General features: G+C 54.6%; 18 protein-coding genes and 1 pseudogene. 16 read left to right on the forward strand and 3 right to left on the reverse strand.

Annotated features, from left to right (window positions below; genetic code table 11):
- Positions 1-158 precede the first annotated feature (158 nt).
- From lepA to acpS, 7 genes are all read left to right on the forward strand, one after another.
- On the forward strand, positions 159-1,958 hold the full coding sequence (lepA, locus tag L2097_RS00155) for a translation elongation factor 4 (protein WP_085005414.1): 1,800 nt from the start codon (positions 159-161) through the stop codon (positions 1,956-1,958).
- Positions 1,959-1,974: 16 nt separating this feature from the next.
- Positions 1,975-2,949: a signal peptidase I gene (lepB, locus tag L2097_RS00160; protein WP_047369247.1), complete on the forward strand. Its 975-nt coding sequence runs from the start codon at positions 1,975-1,977 to the stop codon at positions 2,947-2,949.
- A 267-nt stretch (positions 2,950-3,216) separates the two neighbouring features.
- Complete coding sequence (gene rnc / locus L2097_RS00165) at positions 3,217-3,897, forward strand: ribonuclease III (RefSeq protein ID WP_039079783.1); 681 nt, start codon at positions 3,217-3,219, stop codon at positions 3,895-3,897.
- Positions 3,894-4,805 (forward strand): GTPase Era, encoded by a 912-nt coding sequence (gene era, locus L2097_RS00170; protein ID WP_047369248.1) that lies wholly within the window; start codon positions 3,894-3,896, stop codon positions 4,803-4,805. Before rnc ends, era begins: the two co-directional genes overlap by 4 nt.
- A 123-nt stretch (positions 4,806-4,928) precedes the next feature.
- Entirely contained in the window at positions 4,929-5,660 is a 732-nt protein-coding gene (recO, locus tag L2097_RS00175; RefSeq protein ID WP_047373196.1) for a DNA repair protein RecO, read from the forward strand.
- An 8-nt stretch (positions 5,661-5,668) separates the two neighbouring features.
- Positions 5,669-6,400, forward strand: coding sequence for a pyridoxine 5'-phosphate synthase (pdxJ, locus tag L2097_RS00180; RefSeq protein ID WP_047369249.1), 732 nt, complete (start codon positions 5,669-5,671; stop codon positions 6,398-6,400).
- Positions 6,400-6,780: a holo-ACP synthase gene (gene acpS / locus L2097_RS00185; protein ID WP_047369250.1), complete on the forward strand. Its 381-nt coding sequence runs from the start codon at positions 6,400-6,402 to the stop codon at positions 6,778-6,780. The genes pdxJ and acpS overlap by 1 nt, the downstream gene beginning before the upstream one ends.
- A 139-nt stretch (positions 6,781-6,919) precedes the next feature.
- On the opposite strand, the gene L2097_RS00190 is transcribed toward acpS, so the two are convergent.
- On the reverse strand, positions 6,920-7,180 hold the full coding sequence (locus L2097_RS00190; protein ID WP_004144350.1) for a YfhL family 4Fe-4S dicluster ferredoxin: 261 nt from the start codon (positions 7,178-7,180) through the stop codon (positions 6,920-6,922).
- Positions 7,181-7,238: 58 nt separating this feature from the next.
- A complete protein-coding gene (locus L2097_RS00195; RefSeq protein ID WP_047369251.1) occupies positions 7,239-8,087 on the reverse strand; it encodes a MurR/RpiR family transcriptional regulator in 849 nt (282 codons plus the stop codon).
- Between the two features lie 116 nt (positions 8,088-8,203).
- Here L2097_RS00195 and murQ point away from each other — a divergent pair, with 116 nt between their 5' ends.
- From murQ to tadA, 4 genes and pseudogenes are all read left to right on the forward strand, one after another.
- The gene (gene murQ, locus L2097_RS00200) at positions 8,204-9,097 is read left to right on the forward strand and encodes an N-acetylmuramic acid 6-phosphate etherase (protein WP_085005417.1); all 894 of its coding nucleotides are present in this window, start codon (positions 8,204-8,206) and stop codon (positions 9,095-9,097) included.
- 10 nt (positions 9,098-9,107) lie between these two features.
- Complete coding sequence (locus L2097_RS00205) at positions 9,108-10,466, forward strand: PTS transporter subunit EIIC (RefSeq protein ID WP_250351906.1); 1,359 nt, start codon at positions 9,108-9,110, stop codon at positions 10,464-10,466.
- A 3-nt stretch (positions 10,467-10,469) separates the two neighbouring features.
- On the forward strand, positions 10,470-11,105 hold the full coding sequence (yfhb, locus tag L2097_RS00210) for a phosphatidylglycerophosphatase C (protein WP_250351907.1): 636 nt from the start codon (positions 10,470-10,472) through the stop codon (positions 11,103-11,105).
- 40 nt (positions 11,106-11,145) lie between these two features.
- Positions 11,146-11,671 (forward strand): annotated as a pseudogene (gene tadA, locus L2097_RS00215) (tRNA adenosine(34) deaminase TadA).
- Here tadA and mltF read toward each other — a convergent pair.
- Positions 11,664-13,223 (reverse strand): membrane-bound lytic murein transglycosylase MltF, encoded by a 1,560-nt coding sequence (gene mltF, locus L2097_RS00220; RefSeq protein ID WP_085005420.1) that lies wholly within the window; start codon positions 13,221-13,223, stop codon positions 11,664-11,666. The pseudogene tadA and the gene mltF sit on opposite strands and share 8 nt — an antisense overlap.
- A gap of 256 nt (positions 13,224-13,479) precedes the next feature.
- On the opposite strand from mltF, the gene purL reads away from it, so the two are divergent.
- The 5 genes from purL (at position 13,480) to glnB (ending at position 21,845) form a co-directional block, all read left to right on the forward strand.
- A complete protein-coding gene (purL, locus tag L2097_RS00225; RefSeq protein ID WP_250351908.1) occupies positions 13,480-17,367 on the forward strand; it encodes a phosphoribosylformylglycinamidine synthase in 3,888 nt (1,295 codons plus the stop codon).
- Positions 17,368-17,930: 563 nt separating this feature from the next.
- A complete protein-coding gene (gene qseE, locus L2097_RS00230) occupies positions 17,931-19,367 on the forward strand; it encodes a two component system sensor histidine kinase QseE/GlrK (RefSeq protein ID WP_250351909.1) in 1,437 nt (478 codons plus the stop codon).
- Positions 19,364-20,098, forward strand: coding sequence for a two-component system QseEF-associated lipoprotein QseG (gene qseG / locus L2097_RS00235; RefSeq protein ID WP_047369259.1), 735 nt, complete (start codon positions 19,364-19,366; stop codon positions 20,096-20,098). The genes qseE and qseG overlap by 4 nt, the downstream gene beginning before the upstream one ends.
- Positions 20,095-21,432: a two-component system response regulator GlrR gene (glrR, locus tag L2097_RS00240; RefSeq protein WP_047369260.1), complete on the forward strand. Its 1,338-nt coding sequence runs from the start codon at positions 20,095-20,097 to the stop codon at positions 21,430-21,432. The genes qseG and glrR overlap by 4 nt, the downstream gene beginning before the upstream one ends.
- Before the next feature lie 74 nt (positions 21,433-21,506).
- A complete protein-coding gene (glnB, locus tag L2097_RS00245) occupies positions 21,507-21,845 on the forward strand; it encodes a nitrogen regulatory protein P-II (protein ID WP_024549981.1) in 339 nt (112 codons plus the stop codon).
- Positions 21,846-21,849 lie beyond the last annotated feature (4 nt).

A 21,849-nucleotide genomic window follows, 5' to 3' on the forward strand; every position in this document is an offset into this window, starting at 1 on the left:
TTCCTGTCTTACCGGGGGAAATGCGTAGCCTGGTGTGTTGCCAGTATGAGCATTTCCCCGCATTGTGGTTGTAGTGTAGAATGCGGCGTTTCAGACTTTTGACGTCAGGCTCCGAACCGCGGCCTCTTAGTAATTCGTAAGGCAAAAAATCTCCCTATATGAAGAATATACGTAACTTTTCGATCATTGCTCACATCGACCACGGTAAGTCGACGCTGTCTGACCGTATTATCCAAATTTGCGGCGGCTTGTCCGATCGCGAAATGGAAGCGCAGGTTCTGGATTCTATGGATCTCGAACGTGAACGCGGTATTACCATCAAGGCACAGAGCGTTACGCTGGACTTTAAAGCGTCCGATGGCGAAACCTATCAACTGAACTTTATCGATACTCCTGGTCACGTTGACTTCTCCTACGAAGTTTCCCGTTCGCTGGCAGCCTGCGAAGGTGCCTTGCTGGTGGTGGATGCAGGCCAGGGGGTAGAAGCGCAGACGCTGGCAAACTGCTATACGGCCATGGAAATGGATCTGGAAGTGGTGCCGGTACTGAACAAAATCGACTTGCCTGCTGCCGACCCGGAACGTGTTGCTGAAGAAATCGAAGATATCGTGGGTATCGATGCCACAGACGCGGTGCGTTGCTCAGCGAAAACCGGCGTAGGTGTTGTTGATGTCCTCGAACGTCTGGTACGCGAAATACCGGCTCCCGAAGGGGATCCGGATGCACCGTTACAGGCACTGATCATTGACTCCTGGTTTGATAACTACCTGGGCGTTGTGTCGTTAATCCGTGTCAAAAACGGGACGCTGCGTAAAGGCGATAAAGTCAAAGTGATGAGTACCGGCCAGGTGTACAACGCTGACCGTCTGGGTATCTTCACACCGAAGCAGGTTGACCGTACTGAACTGAACTGCGGCGAAGTAGGCTGGCTGGTTTGCGCGATTAAAGACATTCTGGGCGCGCCGGTGGGCGATACCCTGACACTGGCACGAAATGCGGCTGATAAAGCGCTGCCTGGCTTTAAAAAGGTAAAACCGCAGGTTTATGCGGGTCTGTTCCCGGTGAGTTCCGACGATTACGAGAACTTCCGTGATGCGCTCGGCAAGCTGAGCCTGAACGATGCATCGCTGTTCTACGAACCGGAAAGCTCTACCGCGCTGGGCTTTGGTTTCCGCTGCGGCTTCCTTGGCTTGCTGCATATGGAGATCATTCAGGAGCGTCTGGAGCGTGAGTACGATCTCGATCTGATCACTACTGCACCGACGGTAGTTTACGAAGTGGAAACCACCTCGAAAGAAACTATCTACGTCGACAGCCCGTCCAAGTTGCCGCCGCTGAACAATATTTATGAGCTGCGTGAGCCGATTGCTGAGTGTCATATGCTGCTGCCACAGGAGTTCCTGGGCAACGTCATCACGCTCTGTATCGAGAAGCGCGGTGTGCAGACCAATATGGTTTACCACGGTAACCAGGTGGCGCTGACCTATGAAATTCCAATGGCGGAAGTGGTGCTCGACTTCTTCGACCGTCTGAAGTCTACCTCCCGCGGCTATGCGTCGCTGGATTACAACTTCAAACGTTTCCAGGCCTCTAACATGGTGCGTGTGGACGTGCTGATCAACGGCGAGCGTGTTGATGCGCTGGCGCTGATCACCCACAACGACAATGCGCCGTACCGTGGCCGTGAGCTGGTTGAGAAGATGAAAGAACTTATCCCGCGTCAGCAGTTCGATATCGCGATTCAGGCGGCCATTGGTAACCACATCATTGCCCGTTCGACGGTAAAACAACTGCGTAAAAACGTTCTGGCAAAATGCTATGGCGGTGACGTTAGCCGTAAGAAAAAGCTGCTGCAGAAACAGAAAGAAGGGAAGAAACGCATGAAGCAGGTCGGCAACGTCGAGCTGCCGCAGGAAGCGTTCCTTGCCATTCTGCATGTCGGTAAAGACGGCAAATAACCCTTAAGGAGTTGGCATGGCGAACATGTTTGCCCTGATCCTGGTCATTGCGACCCTGGCGACGGGATTTTTATGGTGCCTGGATAAGTTTATTTTTGCACCCAAACGCCGTGAGCGTCAGGCTGTTGCACAACTGGCAACAGGTGATGCCCTTGATAATAAAGCGCTGAAAAAAGTCGGACCGAAACCGGGCTGGCTGGAAACAGGCGCATCGGTTTTCCCGGTGCTGGCGATTGTTCTGGTCGTACGTTCGTTCATTTATGAACCCTTCCAGATCCCGTCAGGTTCGATGATGCCAACGTTGCTGATTGGCGATTTTATTCTGGTTGAGAAGTTCGCCTATGGCATTAAAGATCCGATTTACCAGAAAACCCTGATCGAAACGGGCCACCCGAAACGGGGTGATATTGCGGTATTCAAGTATCCGGACGATCCGCGTCTTGATTACATCAAACGTGTTGTCGGTTTGCCGGGCGATAAGGTGAGTTACGATCCGGTCGCCAAGCAGGTTACCGTTCAACCGAAATGCAGCTCCGGCCAGGCCTGTGATAACGCGTTGCCGATCACTTACAGCAATGTTGAACCGAGCGATTTCGTGCAGACTTTCGGTCGCCGCACGGGTGGGGAAGCCAGCAGTGGATTCTTCCAGGTGCCGAAAAACGAAACGCGTGACGATGGTGTGCGTCTGAGCGAGCGGAAAGAGACGCTGGGTGAGGTTACGCACCGCATTCTGACGGTGCCGATTGCTCAGGATCAGTTGGGTATGTATTACAAGCAGCAGGGCCAGCCGCTGGCAACGTGGATTGTTCCGCCGGGTCATTACTTCATGATGGGCGATAATCGCGATAACAGCGCTGACAGCCGCTACTGGGGTTTTGTACCGGAAGCCAATCTGGTGGGCAGAGCGACCGCAATCTGGATGAGTTTTGAAAAACAAGAAGGTGAATGGCCAACCGGTGTGCGCTTAAGTCGCATTGGTGGTATTCATTAATTCAACGGGGTGCGGACAGAATATCCGCACCCTGAATTATTTCCGCGATAAATCCGTTCAGACTAACGACATCCCCTGTCGTTGCGTATAGAATGTTCCCCCGAAGTTTCAGGCTGGCTCCTCAGGGCGCCACAGCACACGAAACCGCGTTGGTTCTTACATTTCATCATGCGCGCCACTCATTAAAAGCGGCCGCCAGACGATGATATGTACTTTCAGGTCGGTTTCGTGTGCTGCATTGTTGACGCATTTATCTATTGGTATCGCATGAACCCCATCGTAATAAATCGGCTTCAGCGGAAGCTGGGCTACACTTTTCATCATCAGGAGCTGTTGCAGCAGGCATTAACGCATCGCAGTGCCAGCAGCAAGCATAACGAGCGTCTCGAATTCTTAGGCGACTCCATTCTAAGTTTTGTGATTGCCAATGCGCTATATCACCGTTTCCCGCGTGTGGATGAAGGTGATATGAGCCGTATGCGCGCAACGCTGGTCCGTGGCAATACGCTGGCGGAAATCGCCCGTGAGTTTGAACTGGGTGAGTGTCTGCGCTTAGGGCCTGGTGAACTGAAAAGCGGTGGTTTTCGTCGCGAATCTATTCTGGCCGATACAGTAGAAGCCTTGATCGGTGGGGTGTTCCTCGACAGCGATATTCAGACTGTAGAGAAACTGATTCTGAACTGGTATCAAACGCGTCTGGACGAAATCAGTCCGGGTGACAAACAAAAAGATCCGAAAACCCGTTTGCAGGAATTTTTGCAGGGTCGCCACCTCCCGCTGCCGTCTTATCTGGTTGTGCAGGTGCGTGGTGAAGCACACGATCAGGAATTCACTATCCACTGCCAGGTCAGTGGCCTGAAAGAACCGGTAGTAGGCACAGGTTCAAGCCGCCGTAAGGCAGAGCAGGCCGCAGCCGAACAGGCGCTGAAAAAACTGGAGTTGGAATGAGCAGCGAAACTGAAAAAACATATTGCGGATTTATCGCCATCGTTGGTCGCCCCAACGTGGGTAAATCCACCCTGTTGAACAATCTGCTCGGGCAGAAGATTTCCATCACCTCGCGTAAAGCGCAGACCACGCGCCATCGCATTGTGGGGATTCACACCGAAGGGGCTTACCAGGCCATCTACGTCGATACACCCGGTCTGCACATGGAAGAAAAGCGTGCGATTAACCGCCTGATGAATAAAGCGGCGAGCAGCTCGATTGGTGATGTGGAACTGGTCATTTTCGTCGTGGAAGGTACCCGCTGGACGCCTGACGACGAAATGGTGCTCAATAAACTGCGCGACGGTAAAGCGCCGGTTATCCTGGCTATCAACAAAGTTGATAACGTGCAGGAAAAGGCCGACTTGCTGCCGCACCTGCAGTTCCTCGGCAGCCAGATGAATTTCCTCGACATCGTGCCGATCTCTGCGGAGACCGGTTTTAACGTCGACACCGTTGCCGGTATTGTGCGTAAGCATCTGCCAGAAGCGGAACACCATTTCCCGGAAGATTACATCACCGACCGCTCTCAGCGCTTTATGGCGTCCGAGATCATTCGTGAAAAACTGATGCGTTTTCTGGGCGCTGAGTTGCCGTACTCCGTTACTGTCGAAATTGAGCGTTTCATTACCAATGAACGCGGCGGTTACGATATCAACGGACTGATCCTCGTTGAGCGTGAAGGGCAGAAGAAGATGGTGATTGGCAACAAAGGGGCCAAAATTAAAACCATCGGTATCGAAGCGCGTAAAGATATGCAGGAGATGTTCGAAGCCCCGGTTCACCTGGAACTGTGGGTGAAAGTGAAATCGGGCTGGGCCGACGACGAGCGTGCGCTGCGTAGTCTAGGCTACGTTGATGATCTTTAAGAGTTGATACTCTATGGATTTCGAGTTGCAGGATGGCGGCAAGACCGTGAATCCCCTGGAGCTTACATCGGTAAGTGACTGGGCGCAGCTAACGCGCCTGCAGCTTGAAAGACGACGAGTATGATGGAAGGCTGGCAGCGCGCATTCGTCCTGCATAGCCGTCCCTGGAGCGAAACCAGCTTAATGCTGGACGTCTTCACGGAAGAGTCGGGTCGCGTGCGCCTGGTCGCTAAAGGCGCACGTTCAAAACGTTCCAACCTGAAAGGCGCACTACAGCCTTTTACTCCCCTGCTGGTTCGCTTTGGCGGGCGTGGCGAAGTGAAAACGCTACGTAGCGCTGAAGCCGTCTCACTGGCGCTTCCCCTGTCCGGGATCACGCTTTACAGCGGTCTGTATGTCAACGAGCTTCTGTCACGCGTTCTTGAACATGAGACTCGCTTCTCTGAACTTTTCTTCGATTATCTGCACTGTATCCAGGCGCTGGCTGGCGCAATCGGGACGCCGGAGCCGGTTTTACGCCGTTTTGAACTCGCATTGCTGGGACATCTCGGGTATGGCGTGGATTTTCTGCACTGCGCAGGTAGCGGTGAGCCTGTTGACGACACCATGACGTACCGGTATCGCGAAGAGAAGGGGTTTATTGCCAGCGTGGTAGTGGATAACAGTACATTTACCGGGCGGCATTTGCGCGCGCTGGCCGAACGCGAATTTCCTGATATGGATACGCTCAGGGCGGCGAAACGCTTTACCCGCATAGCGTTAAAGCCGTATCTTGGGGGCAAACCGCTCAAGAGCCGGGAATTGTTTCGCCAGTTTATGCCCAAACGAGCAACAAAAACGAATAATGATGAATGAGGATTGTCATGTCTGAATTACTGTTAGGCGTCAACATTGACCATATTGCCACCCTGCGCAATGCCCGTGGCACGGCGTATCCGGATCCGGTACAAGCGGCATTTATTGCTGAACAGGCCGGTGCAGACGGCATTACCGTGCATTTGCGTGAAGATCGTCGCCATATTACTGACCGCGATGTTCGTGTGCTGCGCCAGACCCTGGACACGCGCATGAACCTTGAAATGGCCGTCACAGAAGAGATGCTGGGAATTGCCGTCGAAACGAAGCCGCACTTCTGCTGCCTGGTACCGGAGAAACGTCAGGAAGTGACTACCGAAGGCGGTCTGGATGTGGCCGGACAACGTGACAAAATGCGTGATGCCTGCTCGCGTCTGGCAGATGCCGGGATTCTGGTCTCGCTGTTTATCGATGCTGATTTCGGGCAGATCAAAGCGGCTGCCGATGTTGGCGCGCCCTATATCGAAATACATACCGGTTGCTATGCCGATGCGAAAAACGAAGCGGAACAGGCAAAAGAGCTGGAACGCATCGCTAAAGCGGCGACCTATGCGGCAAGCCTCGGCCTGAAAGTGAACGCCGGCCACGGCCTTACTTACCACAACGTGCAGGCTATCGCGCGCCTGCCGGAAATGCATGAACTGAACATTGGCCATGCCATTATTGGTCGTGCGGTGATGAGTGGGCTGAAAGAGGCGGTCGCAGAAATGAAACGCCTGATGGTGGAAGCGCGTAAGTAATGGCTATTCTTGGCATTGGCACAGATATCGTCGAAATTGAGCGTATTGAAGCGGTAATTGCCCGTAGCGGCGATCGCCTGGCAAAGCGCGTATTAAGCGACAATGAATGGGCCATCTGGGAAACGCACCAGCAACCGGTGCGTTTTCTTGCTAAGCGCTTTGCCGTCAAAGAAGCGGCGGCAAAAGCGTTTGGGACAGGTATTCGCAACGGGCTTGCTTTTAACCAGTTTGAAGTGTTTAACGATGAGCTGGGCAAGCCCTGCCTGCGACTGTGGGGGGAAGCGTTAGCGCTGGCGGAAAAAATGGGTGTGGCGCATATGCATGTCACGCTGGCGGATGAGCGCCGCTATGCCTGCGCGACCGTGATTATCGAGAGTTAAGCACCGTGTTTCAGGGCGTCATTGGCGATGTCAGTTTGAACCCGGACAGCGCGGAGAAACCGGAGCGTACTCAGGTACGTGAGGATTGCGAGCACTGCCCAGGTTCAAAATGACAAGTAAAATAGCCCTGAATCAGGTTCTAGATCTTATCCGCGTGGTGCATCAGAACAAACTTGTCCCACAATTGCTCTTCACTTTCGACATGTGCCGGATCTTTCAAAATGGTATTAGGGATCGGGCACACTTTTTGACAGGTCGGGGTGTCGTAGTGTCCAACACATTCCGTGCAGCGATCGCTGTTAATCTCATAAATGCTGTCGCCCATCGAAATGGCCTCATTCGGGCATTCGGGCTCGCACATATCGCAATTGATGCATTTTTTGGTGATTAACAGGGCCATCAGGAAAATCTCAGAAACCGCACACAAACAGGGCGGGCATTATACGATCATTCCCTGTTCAAACCAGTTTTTTTACCAGCTCCTCGCTATGGCGAATACGCTCCGGCGCATGTTCCAGATCGCGCTGAACCAGAGCCATAAATAACAGATCGGTGAGCATCGTTTGGGCGCTGGTTGATGAAATGGCGGCACTGCGAGTCGCCTGCTCTTCGGCAATCGTATACAGACAATGGCTGGCGCGCTGTTGCAGGGCGTTAGGCGTGAAACCAGTAATCGCCAGAATGCGTCCACCGGCGCGCAGCATTTCATCTGCGGCCATATTGATCTCGCGTCGCTCACCGGAATAAGAGATCGGCAACAACAGATCGTGCGGATCCATCGCCTGCACCGTGGCCAGCAGGGCGTGCATATCCTGCTCGACCACTGCATTCAGGCCGATTTTCATTAGCTTCCAGCCAAAATTACGTGCTACCAGACCGGACGCACCAATCCCGGTCAAAACAATACGCTTTGCCGCCCGCAGCATCTCCACGCTTTGCCGTAGCTTTTCTTCGCTGTTCACATCCAGAGTGGCGCGCATGGCGCTCAGATTCTCATTGATCAGCTTTTCGCCCACAACGCGCAGCGTATCGTCACCGAGGATCTGGTTGTGCACAGTGATGGACAGGGGATCCGGGCTGCTGGCAAGTGCCTCGCTGATCGCCAGTTTCAGTGCCGGAAAGCCTTTGAATCCCAGCTTTTGGGCGAATTTCACCACGCTTGACTGGCTAACACCCGCCTCCAGAGCCAGTTGCTGGGAGCTTAAATGGCGAGCGCGATCGGGCTGCGCCAGCAAGAAATCCGCCAGCTTCTTATCACTCTGTGCAAACCCGGCATAGCGCTGGCGAATGCTAATTAAACAGTTCATAACGTCTCCCGAGGCAAAATGTGACCACACTTACAAATAGGCACTTCACGCAGGTAAATGAATTTAATATTCCATTTTTTCTATTATTATGAATAAAAAATTCCTAAGGAGCAAAAATGAATCTCGGTGCACTGGTTTCAGAAACACGCAATCCACAAACCATGGATTTAGATGCATTGACGACCCTTGAATTGGTTAATCGCTTTAACCAACAGGATACGCTGGTCGCAGAGGCAGTAAAAGCTACGTTACCGGAAGTTGCAAAGGCGGTGGATGCCGCGGCAACGGCGTTGAAAGCGGGCGGCAGAATTATTTATATGGGGGCAGGTACCAGTGGGCGGCTCGGCGTGCTGGATGCCTCTGAATGTCCGCCAACCTTTGGCGTGCCGCATGGCCTGGTGGTTGGGCTGATTGCCGGTGGACCGGGGGCGTTGCTCAAAGCCGTTGAAGGGGCAGAAGACAATGCACAGCTTGGTGAGGACGATCTGAAAGCGCTCGTGCTGAAAGCCGAGGATCTGGTCGTCGGGCTGGCGGCGTCCGGTCGCACACCTTATGTTATCGGTGGCCTGAAATACGCCAGGACCGTGGGCTGCACGACCGTGGCGGTCTCCTGTAACCCGGATTCCCCGATTGCGCAGGAAGCGGATATTGCTATTTCGCCGGTGGTCGGCCCGGAGGCGCTCACCGGTTCCACGCGTCTGAAATCGGGAACGGCGCAGAAGTTGGTACTCAATATGATCTCCACCGGGGCGATGGTGAAATTTGGCAAGGTTTATCAAAACCTGATGGTTGATATGAAAGCGACCAATATCAAGCTGGTGGACCGCGCCTGTCGCATGGTGGTGGAGGCGACTGGCGTCACGCGCGATGTCGCGGAAAAGGTGCTTAAACAGACCGATTTCGACGTCAAACCTGCAATCCTGATGATATTAACCGGGCTTGATGCGCCTGCGGCACGTGCGAAACTGACGGCCCATCAGGGCTTTTTACGGGCGGCGTTAGAAAACTAAAGAGGCGTGTATGGACAAAACAGCAGCGCTTGCCAGTGCCATCCTCAATGGTGTTGGCGGGCAGAGCAACATTCAGCGTCTTGAAAACTGCATGACCCGAGTGCGCGTCGAACTTTTCGATGATGCAAAGCTCGACCTGGCGGCCACAAAACAGCTTCCCGGGGTGAGCGGCTACGTCAAACAGGGCCAACAGCACCAGTTTATTGTCGGGCCGGGTAAGGCGGCGCAGGTGGTGGATGCGATGCGGTCACAAATGAGCGGGATGGAATCCGCGCAAGAGAATGTCGAGCGTAATAAGGCCCAGGCGAAGGCTAAATACAAAGCGCCGATGAGCGATGCGCTGCGCAAACTGGCCAACGTCTTTATTCCGCTGATCCCGGCGTTTATTGCCTCCGGTCTGATAACCGGCATCATCAATATCCTCAAACGCCCGGATATCGTTGGCGATTTTGCGACACAATACCCCAATATGCTCGGTTTGCTGGCCATTTTTGGCAGCGCTGTGTTTGCCATCATGAATATCCTGGTGGGGGTGAATACCGCGAAGGTATTCGGCGGCTCGCAGGCGCTGGGTGGGGTGATGGCCGGTATCCTCTCCAGCCCGCAGCTTGCGCAAATTACTTTGTTTGGCGAGGCGCTGCAGCCTGGCCGCGGTGGGGTTATCGCGGTATTACTGGTCGTGGCCTTAATGTGCTGGATTGAGAAAAAATTTCGCGACATTCTGCCAGGCTCAATCGAGCTTATCCTTAACCCGTTGCTGACCACGCTTATTGCGGGGACAGTGGCGATTATTGTGCTTCAACCCTTGGGCGGCGTGATTTCCGAGAGCATCGCCCACGGTGCTTCCTGGGCTATCGATCGCGGCGGCCTGCTGGTGGGGGCTATCCTTGCGGGGGCATTTCTGCCGCTTGTGCTTACCGGGCTTCATCAGGGACTGGTGCCCATCCACGTAGAACTGGTACAGGCACACGGTTATAACGCCCTGTTCCCGATTCTGGCCATGGCGGGTGTCGGGCAGGTGGGGGCGGCGATTGCGGTGCTGATGAAAACCCGTAATGCCCGGCTTAAGAAAGTGATTAAAGGCGCACTACCGGTTGGGTTGCTGGGGATTGGCGAGCCGTTGATTTTCGGTGTCACTCTGCCGCTGGGAAAACCTTTTCTCGGTGCCTGCCTGGGGGGCGCCGTGGGCGGTGCGCTGATCAGTTACTGGAAAGTGGCGACGGTTATCACTTTCGGTATCTCCGGATTACCGCTTGCGTTAACCATTGTTACCGGAAAAGTGATGCTCTATCTGTTAGGCTATCTGGTAGCAGTGATAGCCGGGTTCCTGTTTACCTGGCTGTTGGGTTTCACGGATCCTGAGGAGTAACAGTTGGCTACCAGCGAGCGTCGCATTGTTTTTTTTGATCTTGATGGCACCTTACATCAGCAGGATATGTTCGGCACATTCCTGCGCTATGTCTTACGCCATCACCCTCTGAATGCCTTGCTGGTGCTGCCTTTACTGCCCGTCATTGGCGTCGCCCTGTTAGTCAAAGGGCGCGCCGCGCGCTGGCCAATGAGTCTGCTGTTATGGGGATGTACGTTCGGTCACAGCGAAACCCACCTTAAGCGGCTTGAGCAGAGGTTTGCTACCTGGTTTCGCGGCCATGTCACGGCATTTCCGGTAGTCCAGGAACGACTCACTAACTATCTTCTGGCCTCCGATGCGGATATCTGGCTTATCACCGGTTCGCCGCAGCCGCTGGTAGAACAGGTCTATTTTGATACCCCCTGGCTGCCGCGAGTGAACATTATTGCCAGCCAGATTGAACGCCGCTACGGTGGGTGGGTGCTCACACTGCGCTGTCTGGGCCATGAAAAGGTTGCTCAACTTGAGCGCAAAATTGGCACGCCGCTGCGTCTGTACAGCGGTTATAGCGACAGCAAGCAGGACAACCCACTGCTCTATTTCTGCCAGCATCGCTGGCGGGTGACGCCGCGTGGACAGCTCCAGCAGCTGGAATGAGCGTGTGCAACACATAACGGCTGTGTATAATGCGCCCCGCTTGTTAACTGGAGTATCCCCCTTTGTCCAATCCTGAACTCAACCACGACTACTGGATGCGCCATGCGTTATCACTGGCAAAACGCGCGTGGGAAGAAGGTGAAGTGCCGGTTGGTGCGGTGCTGGTCCGTAATAATGAGGTGATTGGCGAAGGCTGGAACCGTCCTATTGGCCGTCACGATCCCACCGCACACGCGGAAATCATGGCCCTGCGCCAGGGAGGGATGGTGTTGCAAAACTACCGCCTGATCGACACGACCTTGTACGTTACGCTTGAGCCCTGCGTCATGTGCGCCGGAGCGATGGTGCATAGCCGTATCGGGCAGCTTGTATTCGGCGCGCGCGATGCAAAAACGGGGGCTGCAGGTTCACTGATGGATGTGTTGCATCACCCGGGCATGAATCATCGGGTGGAGATTGTCGAAGGGGTTTTACGCGATGAGTGCGCCGGGATGCTAAGCGATTTTTTCCGTCAGCGTCGGCTGGAGAAAAAGGCTCAGAAAAAAGGGGCTGAGCCGCTTATTTAGCCGCGCCGGGCACCTGCACCACCAGTTTATCCGGCACCGTCAGCGGATTGCGGGGGAAGGCCTCGCCTGGCGTAAAGGAACTAAAGGGCATGATACCGTAAGGCGCACGATTAAATTCGTCCGTCGCCACCGCCGGATACCCCTGCGCCAGCTGTGATTTCTTCGCCGCCTCTTTCTCTTTTTCCAGCAAATAGCCTACCAGGCTGATTTCGTATTTACGTATGTTTTCCACGTAAGCATAAGCTTCATGCCCACGCGCATAGCCATAGGTGAGTTTGCTGTAATAGGGCTTCTGACTCAGCAACGGCAAGCGCTGCTTTACATCTGCCCAGCTATCCGGGTTGCCTTTTGTTTTCACCGTGAGCGAACGGGCGTCCAGCATGTGCGCATAACCCATGTTGTAAGCAGCCAGCGCAAACCAGATACGTTCGTCCTGCGGGACACTCTCCGGTACTTTATCCATCATGTCCTGCAGATAGCGCGCACCGCCGCTGATACTTTGCTCGGCATCCGTGCGGTCGCTCAGGCCGAGACTTTGTGCGGTATTGCGGGTCAGCATCATCAGACCGCGTACGCCGGTGGGGGAGGTCGCCTGTGTATCCCAATGGGATTCCTGGTATGAAATCGCGGCCAGCAGGCGCCAGTCAATATCCTGCGCATATTTCGTAAACAGCGGCTGGAGATCGGGCAGAACGCTGTCCACTGCGCGTAAGAAGGTGCGCGTGTCGACGTAATCAAAATCATCGCCATGGCCGAGGTATTTCTCTTCCAGTCGTGCCAGCGTCCCGTCTTCGTTAATGTTATTGAAGAAGTCGAGCATGGCCGCCGACAGCGTATTGTCGTCGTCGCGGCGGCTGAACCAGGTAACCGGCTGTTCATCGCTGATATCGAGGGCAACGGCCAGTTCCGGGTGAACGCGCTGGAACAGACTCACAGCGACCGAATCGGCTACGGTATAGCTGAGTTTGCCGTCCACCACCTCTTCAAGCAGATTGTTGGTGCCGGCCTTGTCGTCCACCTTCCAGCTCAGATCCGGGAACTTCTTCTCTTTAAGTTCGCGCAAATCGTTGATCGCCACATGTCCGGGCGCGATGGTGAGTTGGCTGTCATTGACGGTGGCCAGGCTGCGTGGGCGGTAACTACCGACGCGGTAAACCAGTTGCTGCGATACCCAGTAGTAAACCGGGCCCGGCTGGTAGTTTTTGAGGCGCTCGTTGTTATAGACAAGGCCGGCAGCCAGCATATCGGCATTGCCGTGATCGAGGTCGTCAAAAATCTGGCTGATATTCTGGCGTACGGTCACTTTCAGTTTAACGCCGAGATAGCTGGCGAACTGTTGGGCGAGCTCGTAATCAAGCCCGTAAGGCTTATTATCTATACTGGCATACGTCAAAGGGGACGCAATAGTGCTTATGCGAAGTTCGCCCCGCGCCTTGATGGCCGCAACGCGGTTGTCGGCTTTGCCGAACCAGGGGATAGAAGGCCACAGGGCCGCTGCCAGCAGCAGGGTGACGATGCCGATAAGCAGATAATTAATCTTAAATTTTTTCAATTAGTTAATTCTCTGCGCCGTGCGATGCCTCAATAAATAGCCGCCATGAATACAAGGATGTTTATCGGTCGTTGAGCGGCATTTTGCGCAACAAAACGCCAGTTGGCAACTAATTAGCGAAGCCGCTACGTTTTACTGCTAAATGGCACACATGATTTTATTTCGACGCAAACGGTTTCGTCACCGCTCAGGATTCTCTATAATGACGCCCGTTTTCCCCCTGATGCACACTTAAAGCTTCGAAGACGAGAGACTTATGATGGAAATTCTGCGTGGTTCGCCTGCACTGTCCGCATTTCGTATCAACAAACTGCTGGCGCGTTTTCAGGCAGCCCGGCTCCCGGTGAGCAATATTTACGCTGAGTATGTCCATTTTGCCGATGTGAAGGATCGGCTGAACGAGGAAGAGCTCACGCGGCTGCAACGCCTGCTGAAATATGGTCCGAACTTAAGCAGCCATACCCCGTCCGGAAAATTACTTCTCGTTACGCCCCGTCCTGGCACCATCTCTCCCTGGTCTTCTAAAGCAACGGATATCGCGCATAACTGCGACCTTGGCAAAATCAATCGCCTGGAGCGCGGTGTAGCGTACTACGTTGACGCTCCGACGCTGACCGAAGCGCAATGGACAAGCGTGGCGGCTGAGCTGCATGACCGCATGATGGAGACCGTATTTACCGCCGAAGCGGATGCGGCACGTCTGTTTGAGCATCATCAGCCTGCGCCGGTGCAAAGTGTGGATCTGCTGGGTGAAGGGCGTCAGGCGCTGATCGACGCTAACGTGCGTCTCGGTCTGGCACTGGCGGAAGACGAAATTGATTATCTTCAGGATGCGTTTAGCCGCCTTGGCCGTAACCCGAATGATATCGAACTTTATATGTTTGCTCAGGCGAACTCTGAACACTGCCGTCATAAAATCTTCAACGCCGACTGGGTGATTGACGGCGAACAGCAGCCAAAATCGCTGTTCAAAATGATTAAAAATACCTTCGAGAAAACGCCGGACTATGTGCTGTCTGCCTATAAAGACAACGCCGCGGTGATGGAAGGCTCTGAGGTCGGGCGTTTCTTCGCTGACCACGAGACGGGGCGCTATGACTTCCACCAGGAAGCGGCGCACATTCTGATGAAAGTGGAAACCCACAACCACCCGACGGCGATTTCGCCGTGGCCGGGCGCGGCAACGGGTTCCGGTGGTGAGATTCGTGATGAAGGGGCGACCGGGCGCGGCGCGAAGCCAAAAGCGGGTCTGGTAGGCTTCTCCGTTTCTAACCTGCGTATTCCGGGCTTTGAACAGCCCTGGGAAGAAGATTTCGGTAAGCCGGAGCGTATTGTTTCCGCGCTGGATATCATGACCGAAGGTCCGCTGGGTGGCGCGGCATTTAACAACGAATTCGGCCGTCCGGCGCTGACCGGTTATTTCCGTACCTACGAAGAGAAAGTGAACAGCCACAACGGTGAAGAGCTGCGTGGCTACCACAAACCGATCATGCTGGCAGGTGGTATCGGCAACATTCGTGCCGATCACGTACAAAAAGGCGAGATCACCGTTGGCGCGAAACTGATTGTCCTTGGCGGCCCGGCGATGAACATCGGCCTGGGCGGTGGCGCTGCCTCCTCTATGGCCTCCGGTCAGTCTGACGCGGACCTTGATTTCGCCTCCGTTCAGCGCGACAACCCGGAAATGGAACGTCGTTGCCAGGAAGTGATTGACCGGTGCTGGCAACTGGGTGATGCCAACCCGATCCAGTTTATCCATGATGTGGGGGCGGGCGGTTTGTCTAACGCCATGCCGGAGCTGGTGAGCGATGGCGGGCGCGGGGGGAAATTCCAGCTGCGTGATATCCTCAGCGACGAACCGGGTATGAGTCCGCTGGAAATCTGGTGTAACGAATCCCAGGAACGTTATGTCCTGTCCGTTGCAGCCGATCAGTTACCGCTGTTTGATGAGCTTTGCCGTCGCGAGCGCGCCCCGTACGCGGTGATTGGTGAAGCCGTGGCAGAGCAACACCTGACCATGAGCGACAGCCACTTCGACAATCAGCCGATCGATTTGCCACTGGATGTGCTGCTGGGTAAAACCCCGAAAATGACCCGCGATGTGCAGACACGTAAGGCCGCCGGTGAAGCTATTGATTCACGCAATATTTCTATTGCTGACGCGGTAAACCGCGTACTGCATCTGCCCTCCGTCGCCGAGAAAACCTTCCTGGTGACCATCGGCGACCGTACCGTCACCGGTATGGTATCACGCGATCAGATGGTCGGTCCGTGGCAGGTACCTGTCGCTAACTGTGCGGTGACCACCGCCAGCCTGGACAGTTACTACGGTGAAGCGATGTCCATCGGCGAACGTGCGCCGGTCGCATTGCTGGACTTCGCCGCATCCGCCCGTCTGGCCGTTGGTGAGTCTCTGACCAATATGGCGGCTACGCAAATCGGTGGCCTTAACCGCATTAAACTTTCGGCAAACTGGATGTCCGCAGCCGGTCATCCGGGCGAAGATGCCGGTCTGTATGACGCGGTGAAAGCGGTGGGTGAAGAACTTTGTCCGGCGCTGGGTCTGACCATTCCGGTGGGTAAAGACTCCATGTCGATGAAAACGCGCTGGCAGGAAGGTCACGAGCAGCGTGAGATGACCTCGCCGCTGTCGCTGGTCATCACCGCCTTTGCCCGTGTGGAAGATGTGCGTCGCACCGTGACACCGCAGCTCTCGACCGAAGCGAATGCCCTGCTGTTGATTGATCTGGGTAAAGGCCACAACGCGCTGGGCGCAACCGCGCTGGCGCAGGTTTACCGTCAACTGGGTGATAAGACTGCCGATGTGCGTGATGTCCAGCAACTGAAAGGCTTCTGGGAGGCGATGCAGGCACTGGTGGCTGACGGCAAACTGCTGGCATGGCATGACCGTTCCGACGGCGGCCTGCTGGTGACGCTGGCCGAAATGGCGTTTGCCGGTCACTGCGGCGTGAATGTGGATATTGCGGCTCTGGGCAATGATCATCTGGCCGCGCTGTTTAACGAAGAGTTGGGCGGCGTGATTCAGGTTCGTGCAACGGACCGCGAAGCGGTGGAAGCACTGCTGGCTACTCATGGTCTGGCGGATTGTGTTCACTACCTTGGCCAAGCCACGGCGAGCGACCGTTTTGTGGTTGAAGCCGCAGGTCAGACCGTGTTCAGCGAAAGCCGCACCACCTTGCGTATGTGGTGGGCGGAGACCACCTGGCAGATGCAACGTCTGCGTGACAACCCGGAATGTGCTGACGAAGAGCATCAGGCGAAAGCTAACGATAACGATCCAGGCCTGAACGTGAAGCTGTCGTTTGATATCAATGAAGATATTGCGGCGCCCTATATTGCAACCGGCGCGCGTCCGAAAGTGGCGGTACTGCGCGAGCAGGGCGTTAACTCCCATGTGGAGATGGCGGCGGCGTTCTACCGTGCTGGCTTTGATGCCATTGATGTACATATGAGTGACCTGCTGGCAGGGCGTACGGGTCTGGAGGATTTCCAGGCGCTGGTTGCCTGTGGCGGCTTCTCTTACGGTGACGTGCTGGGCGCGGGTGAAGGCTGGGCAAAATCGATTCTGTTCAATAACCGCGTGCGTGATGAGTTCGAAACTTTCTTCCACCGTCCGCAGACCCTGGCGCTGGGCGTATGTAACGGTTGTCAGATGATGTCTAACCTGCGTGAACTGGTGCCGGGCAGTGAGTTGTGGCCACGCTTTGTGCGTAACCACTCTGATCGCTTCGAAGCGCGTTTCAGCCTCGTCGAAGTCACCCAAAGCCCTTCTTTGCTGTTGCAGGGTATGGTCGGTTCGCAAATGCCTATCGCGGTTTCCCACGGTGAAGGTCGTGTAGAAGTGCGTGATGATGCCCATCTGGCTCAACTCGAAAGCAAAGGCCTGGTGGCGCTGCGCTTTGTCGATAACTTCGGTAAAGTGACGCAAACCTATCCGGCTAACCCGAACGGTTCGCCAAACGGTATTACTGCAGTAACCAACGAAAGTGGTCGCGTGACGCTGATGATGCCGCATCCGGAGCGTGTATTCCGTACGGTTTCTAACTCCTGGCATCCGGAAAACTGGGGCGAGGATAGCCCGTGGATGCGTATTTTCCGCAACGCGCGTAAGCAGTTAGGCTAACTTACCGCTACGGGTTGTATGTCCTATGAAAGCTCTCCTGACGGGGAGCTTTTTTATTTGTGACGCTCCGCATGTGCATGTGTCGGGAAAACGCGACAAAACCACAGTTACGGTGTCTCTAAATGGAGACACTTAAGTTATTGATTTATATGAATGATGGGTTGGAGCGCAAAGGGTGTTGCTAATCGGAGACACTTAGCATGAAAATCATTCAACCGCTATTGAATGGGTTAAATTGGTAAATTTCATATATTTCATATGGTTAACATTTTGTTTTGTGTTTTGGCATAAGTGTTGCATAATAATAACCAGTGGCTCATTCACCTTCTTATGTCAGCCCCTTCGGGACGTGCTACATAAACTTCGAATGACGCACTTAAAGGTGCCTGCCGTCCAACTGCTGATAAAAGTTCGCTTTTTCAGATATCGGGCGAAACGTCGAGTTAGGCACCGCCTAATTGCTAAACAAAGCCGGGTTTATCCCCGGCTTTGTTTTTTCTGGCTTCCCCGTAGCACATTACTCAGCTAGCATCCTGTTAAACCCGATTTGCGAGAGTATTGCGTTGAAACGCTGGCCCATTTTCCCCCGCTCCCTACGCCAGGTCGTTATGATGGCGTTCTTACTGATCTTATTGCCTTTATTGGTACTTGCCTGGCAGGCATGGCAAAGCCTGAATGCCCTGAGCGCCCAGGCGGCACAAACGAATCGCACCACCCTTATCGATGCGCGACGTAGCGAGGCGATGACCAATGCCGCGCTGGAGATGGAGCGCAGTTACCGTCAGTATTGTGTGCTGGACGATTCTACGCTGGCAAAGGTGTATCAGAGCCAACGTAAACGCTATAGCGAGATGCTGGATGCGCACGCTGGCGTGCTGCCCGATGAAAAACTCTACCAGGCGCTGCGTCAGGATTTGAATGATCTCGCCCAGTTGCAGTGCAAAAATAGCGGCCCGGGCGCAGAAGCGTCCGCGCGGCTCGAAGCCTTTGCTGCGGCGAATACCGAGATGGTGCAATCAACGCGGCAGGTGGTGTTCTCCCGTGGGCAGCAGTTGCAGCAGGAAATTGCCGAGCGCGGTCAATTCTTCGGCTGGCAGGCGCTGGTGCTGTTTCTGGTGAGTCTGGCCATGGTACTGCTCTTTACGCGGATGATTATCGGCCCGGTGAAGGGCATTGAACGGATGATCAACCGGTTAGGGGAAGGGCGTTCCCTTGGGCATACGGTTGTGTTTAAAGGTCCGCGTGAGCTGCGCTACGTGGGGGAACGTATCATCTGGCTGAGCGAACGTCTTTCCTGGCTCGAATCACAGCGTCATCAATTTTTACGCCATATCTCTCATGAACTGAAAACCCCGCTTGCGAGTATGCGTGAAGGGACCGAATTGCTTGCCGATCAGGTTGTCGGGCCGTTAACGGCGGAGCAGAAAGAGGTAGTGGCTATCCTTGATGACAGCAGCCGTAATCTGCAAAAACTGATTGAACAATTACTCGATTACAACCGGAAACTGGCGGATGGCGCGGTTGAGCTGGAAGACGTGGAGATCGAGCCGCTGGTAGATATGGTTCTTACGGCTCACAGTTTGCCCGCGCGAGCTAAAATGATGCATACCGAGGTTGTGCTCGATGCCGCCTCCTGCTGGTCTGAGCCGATGCTGTTGATGAGCGTGCTGGATAATCTTTATTCGAACGCGGTGCACTATGGGGCTGAATCCGGTAACATTTATATTCACAGCTATCTTGCGGGCTCGCGGCTGCGTATTGAAGTATCCAATACCGGCACGCCGATTCCTGAGGCGGAACGCAGTATGATTTTTGAACCCTTTTTTCAGGGGAGCCATCAGCGAAAAGGCGCGGTGAAGGGGAGTGGCCTGGGGTTAAGCATCGCCAGAGACTGCGTTCGCCGTATGCAGGGTGAGTTGCATCTGGTGGACGTCGTTCATGCAGATGTCTGTTTTCGCATTGAGCTACCGCTTAATGCGTCGGAAAAATCCAACAAATGAAGCGAAATCAGGTGAGTATGTCGCACGTTTTTTCCCGCGTGGCTGACGCGGTGTTGTTGCCTAAAAAAATGCGTCGTGCATTACCCTGCCTGCTGCTGGCAGGCTGTGTATCCCAGACGCCTGAGCATGCTGTACATGAACAATTCGAAGAGCAGCTCCCGGAACATCAACTGGCCGATTTCCTGCTGACGGACTGCGGTAATATTTGGTCGTTAACCGGCCAGGCCTTCGATACCAACCCGTTATTCTGGCTGCGCAGTATGGATTGCGCAGGGCGGCTGGCGCCAGCAGAAGCACGTGCTGAGGCGCGCGCCTGGTCAGACGATACATGGCAGGATGCCTTTAAGCGCGGCATTTTGCTGTCGAGTGCGAAAATTTCCCCGCTGGAACGGCGTGAGAATACGGCACGTCTTGATGTGTTAAGCCCGCAAATTCCCGCCCCTGTACGCCCGCTTTATCAGCTCTGGCGTGATGGGCAAACATTGCAGCTCCAGCTGGCAGAAGAGCGTGGCCGTTATGGCAAGCTCCAGCAGTCGACGGATGCTGAACTGGATACATTACGTCAGCAGCAGCAATTCCTGCGTGAGCAATTGGAAACGACCACGCGTAAACTGGAAAACCTGACCGATATAGAACGTCGACTCTCCAGCCGCAAACCGGCGGGCAATGATCTGCCGGATAGCGCGCGCCCCGCAAGGACCGAAACGAAACAAGAGGACGCGAAACCATGACCAGCCGAAAACCTGCCCATCTGTTGCTGGTGGATGACGATCCGGGCTTGTTAAAACTGCTCGGTTTGCGCCTGACCAGTGAAGGCTACAGCATCGTCACCGCCGAGAGCGGGCAGGAAGGGCTCCGCGTTTTGGCCCGGGAGAAAGTTGACCTGGTCATCAGCGACCTGCGCATGGATGAGATGGACGGTATGCAACTTTTCACAGAGATCCAGAAAGTACAGCCGGGCATGCCCGTCATTATTCTCACCGCGCATGGTTCCATTCCGGATGCCGTCGCCGCGACGCAGCAGGGGGTATTCAGCTTCCTGACCAAGCCGGTCGATAAAGATGCGTTGTACAAGGCGATTGATGAGGCGCTGGAGCACTCTGCGCCCGCCTCGGACGATCAGTGGCGCGATACGATCATTACCCGCAGCCCGGTCATGCTGCGTCTGCTTGAGCAGGCGAGAATGGTGGCGCAGTCTGATGTCAGCGTACTGATTAACGGTCAGAGCGGGACGGGGAAAGAGATCCTTGCCCAGGCGATTCACAATGCCAGCCCGCGCAGTAAAAATGCCTTTATTGCCATCAACTGTGGCGCGTTACCGGAACAGTTGCTGGAATCTGAACTCTTTGGCCATGCGCGCGGTGCCTTTACCGGCGCGGTCAGCAGCCGTGAGGGGCTTTTCCAGGCGGCAGAAGGCGGCACGCTGTTTCTTGATGAAATCGGCGATATGCCCATTCCGCTACAGGTGAAGCTGTTGCGCGTGTTGCAGGAACGCAAAGTCCGACCGCTCGGCAGCAACCGTGACATAGACATCAATGTGCGGATTATCTCCGCGACCCACCGCGATCTGCCCAAAGCGATGGCGCGCGGCGAGTTTCGTGAAGATCTCTTCTATCGCCTGAATGTGGTTAACCTCAAAATCCCGGCGCTGGCGGAACGTGCGGAGGATATCCCACTGCTGGCCAATCATCTGCTGCGCCAGGCGGCTGACAGACATAAACCGTTTGTGCGCGCTTTTTCCACCGACGCGATGAAACGGCTAATGACCGCAGGCTGGCCGGGTAATGTGCGCCAGTTGGTCAACGTTATTGAGCAATGTGTAGCGCTGACCTCATCGCCGGTCATCAGCGACGCGCTGGTGGAGCAGGCGCTGGAGGGGGAGAACACGGCCCTGCCCACGTTTGTGGAAGCGCGAAATCAATTTGAGCTCAATTACCTGCGAAAGCTGCTGCAAATCACCAAAGGTAATGTTACCCACGCGGCGAGAATGGCCGGGCGCAACCGTACTGAATTTTACAAATTGCTCTCGCGCCATGAGCTGGATGCCAACGACTTTAAAGAGTAATGGCCTGGCGAATATGGTAGTGTGAGCAACCGATTACGAAGTAGCTTACTGGCAAGCGTTTTTAAGGACCAACCATGAAAAAGATTGATGCAATTATTAAACCTTTCAAACTGGATGACGTGCGTGAAGCGCTGGCCGAAGTCGGCATTACCGGGATGACGGTGACCGAAGTCAAAGGTTTTGGTCGCCAGAAAGGCCATACCGAACTGTATCGTGGCGCAGAGTATATGGTGGACTTTCTGCCGAAGGTAAAAATCGAAATCGTTGTCACTGATGACATCGTTGAGACCTGTGTCGACACCATTATCCGCACGGCACAGACCGGTAAAATCGGCGACGGTAAGATTTTTGTCTTTGATGTCGCCCGCGTGGTACGTATTCGTACCGGTGAAGAAGACGACGCGGCTATCTGATTCT

Source organism: Citrobacter sp. MNAZ 1397 (assembly GCF_023613995.1).
Classification (GTDB): Bacteria; Pseudomonadota; Gammaproteobacteria; order Enterobacterales; family Enterobacteriaceae; genus Phytobacter; species Phytobacter ursingii.

Bases quoted from the DNA above. Each gene is read 5' to 3' on its own strand.
- lepA (WP_085005414.1), top strand. From the start codon at position 159: ATGAAGAATATACGTAACTTTTCGATCATTGCTCACATCGACCACGGT.
- lepB (WP_047369247.1), top strand. From the start codon at position 1,975: ATGGCGAACATGTTTGCCCTGATCCTGGTCATTGCGACCCTGGCGACG.
- rnc (WP_039079783.1), top strand. From the start codon at position 3,217: ATGAACCCCATCGTAATAAATCGGCTTCAGCGGAAGCTGGGCTACACT.
- era (WP_047369248.1), top strand. From the start codon at position 3,894: ATGAGCAGCGAAACTGAAAAAACATATTGCGGATTTATCGCCATCGTT.
- recO (WP_047373196.1), top strand. From the start codon at position 4,929: ATGGAAGGCTGGCAGCGCGCATTCGTCCTGCATAGCCGTCCCTGGAGC.
- pdxJ (WP_047369249.1), top strand. From the start codon at position 5,669: ATGTCTGAATTACTGTTAGGCGTCAACATTGACCATATTGCCACCCTG.
- acpS (WP_047369250.1), top strand. From the start codon at position 6,400: ATGGCTATTCTTGGCATTGGCACAGATATCGTCGAAATTGAGCGTATT.
- L2097_RS00190 (WP_004144350.1), bottom strand. From the start codon at position 7,180: ATGGCCCTGTTAATCACCAAAAAATGCATCAATTGCGATATGTGCGAG.
- L2097_RS00195 (WP_047369251.1), bottom strand. From the start codon at position 8,087: ATGAACTGTTTAATTAGCATTCGCCAGCGCTATGCCGGGTTTGCACAG.
- murQ (WP_085005417.1), top strand. From the start codon at position 8,204: ATGAATCTCGGTGCACTGGTTTCAGAAACACGCAATCCACAAACCATG.
- L2097_RS00205 (WP_250351906.1), top strand. From the start codon at position 9,108: ATGGACAAAACAGCAGCGCTTGCCAGTGCCATCCTCAATGGTGTTGGC.
- purL (WP_250351908.1), top strand. From the start codon at position 13,480: ATGATGGAAATTCTGCGTGGTTCGCCTGCACTGTCCGCATTTCGTATC.
- qseG (WP_047369259.1), top strand. From the start codon at position 19,364: ATGAAGCGAAATCAGGTGAGTATGTCGCACGTTTTTTCCCGCGTGGCT.
- glrR (WP_047369260.1), top strand. From the start codon at position 20,095: ATGACCAGCCGAAAACCTGCCCATCTGTTGCTGGTGGATGACGATCCG.
- glnB (WP_024549981.1), top strand. From the start codon at position 21,507: ATGAAAAAGATTGATGCAATTATTAAACCTTTCAAACTGGATGACGTG.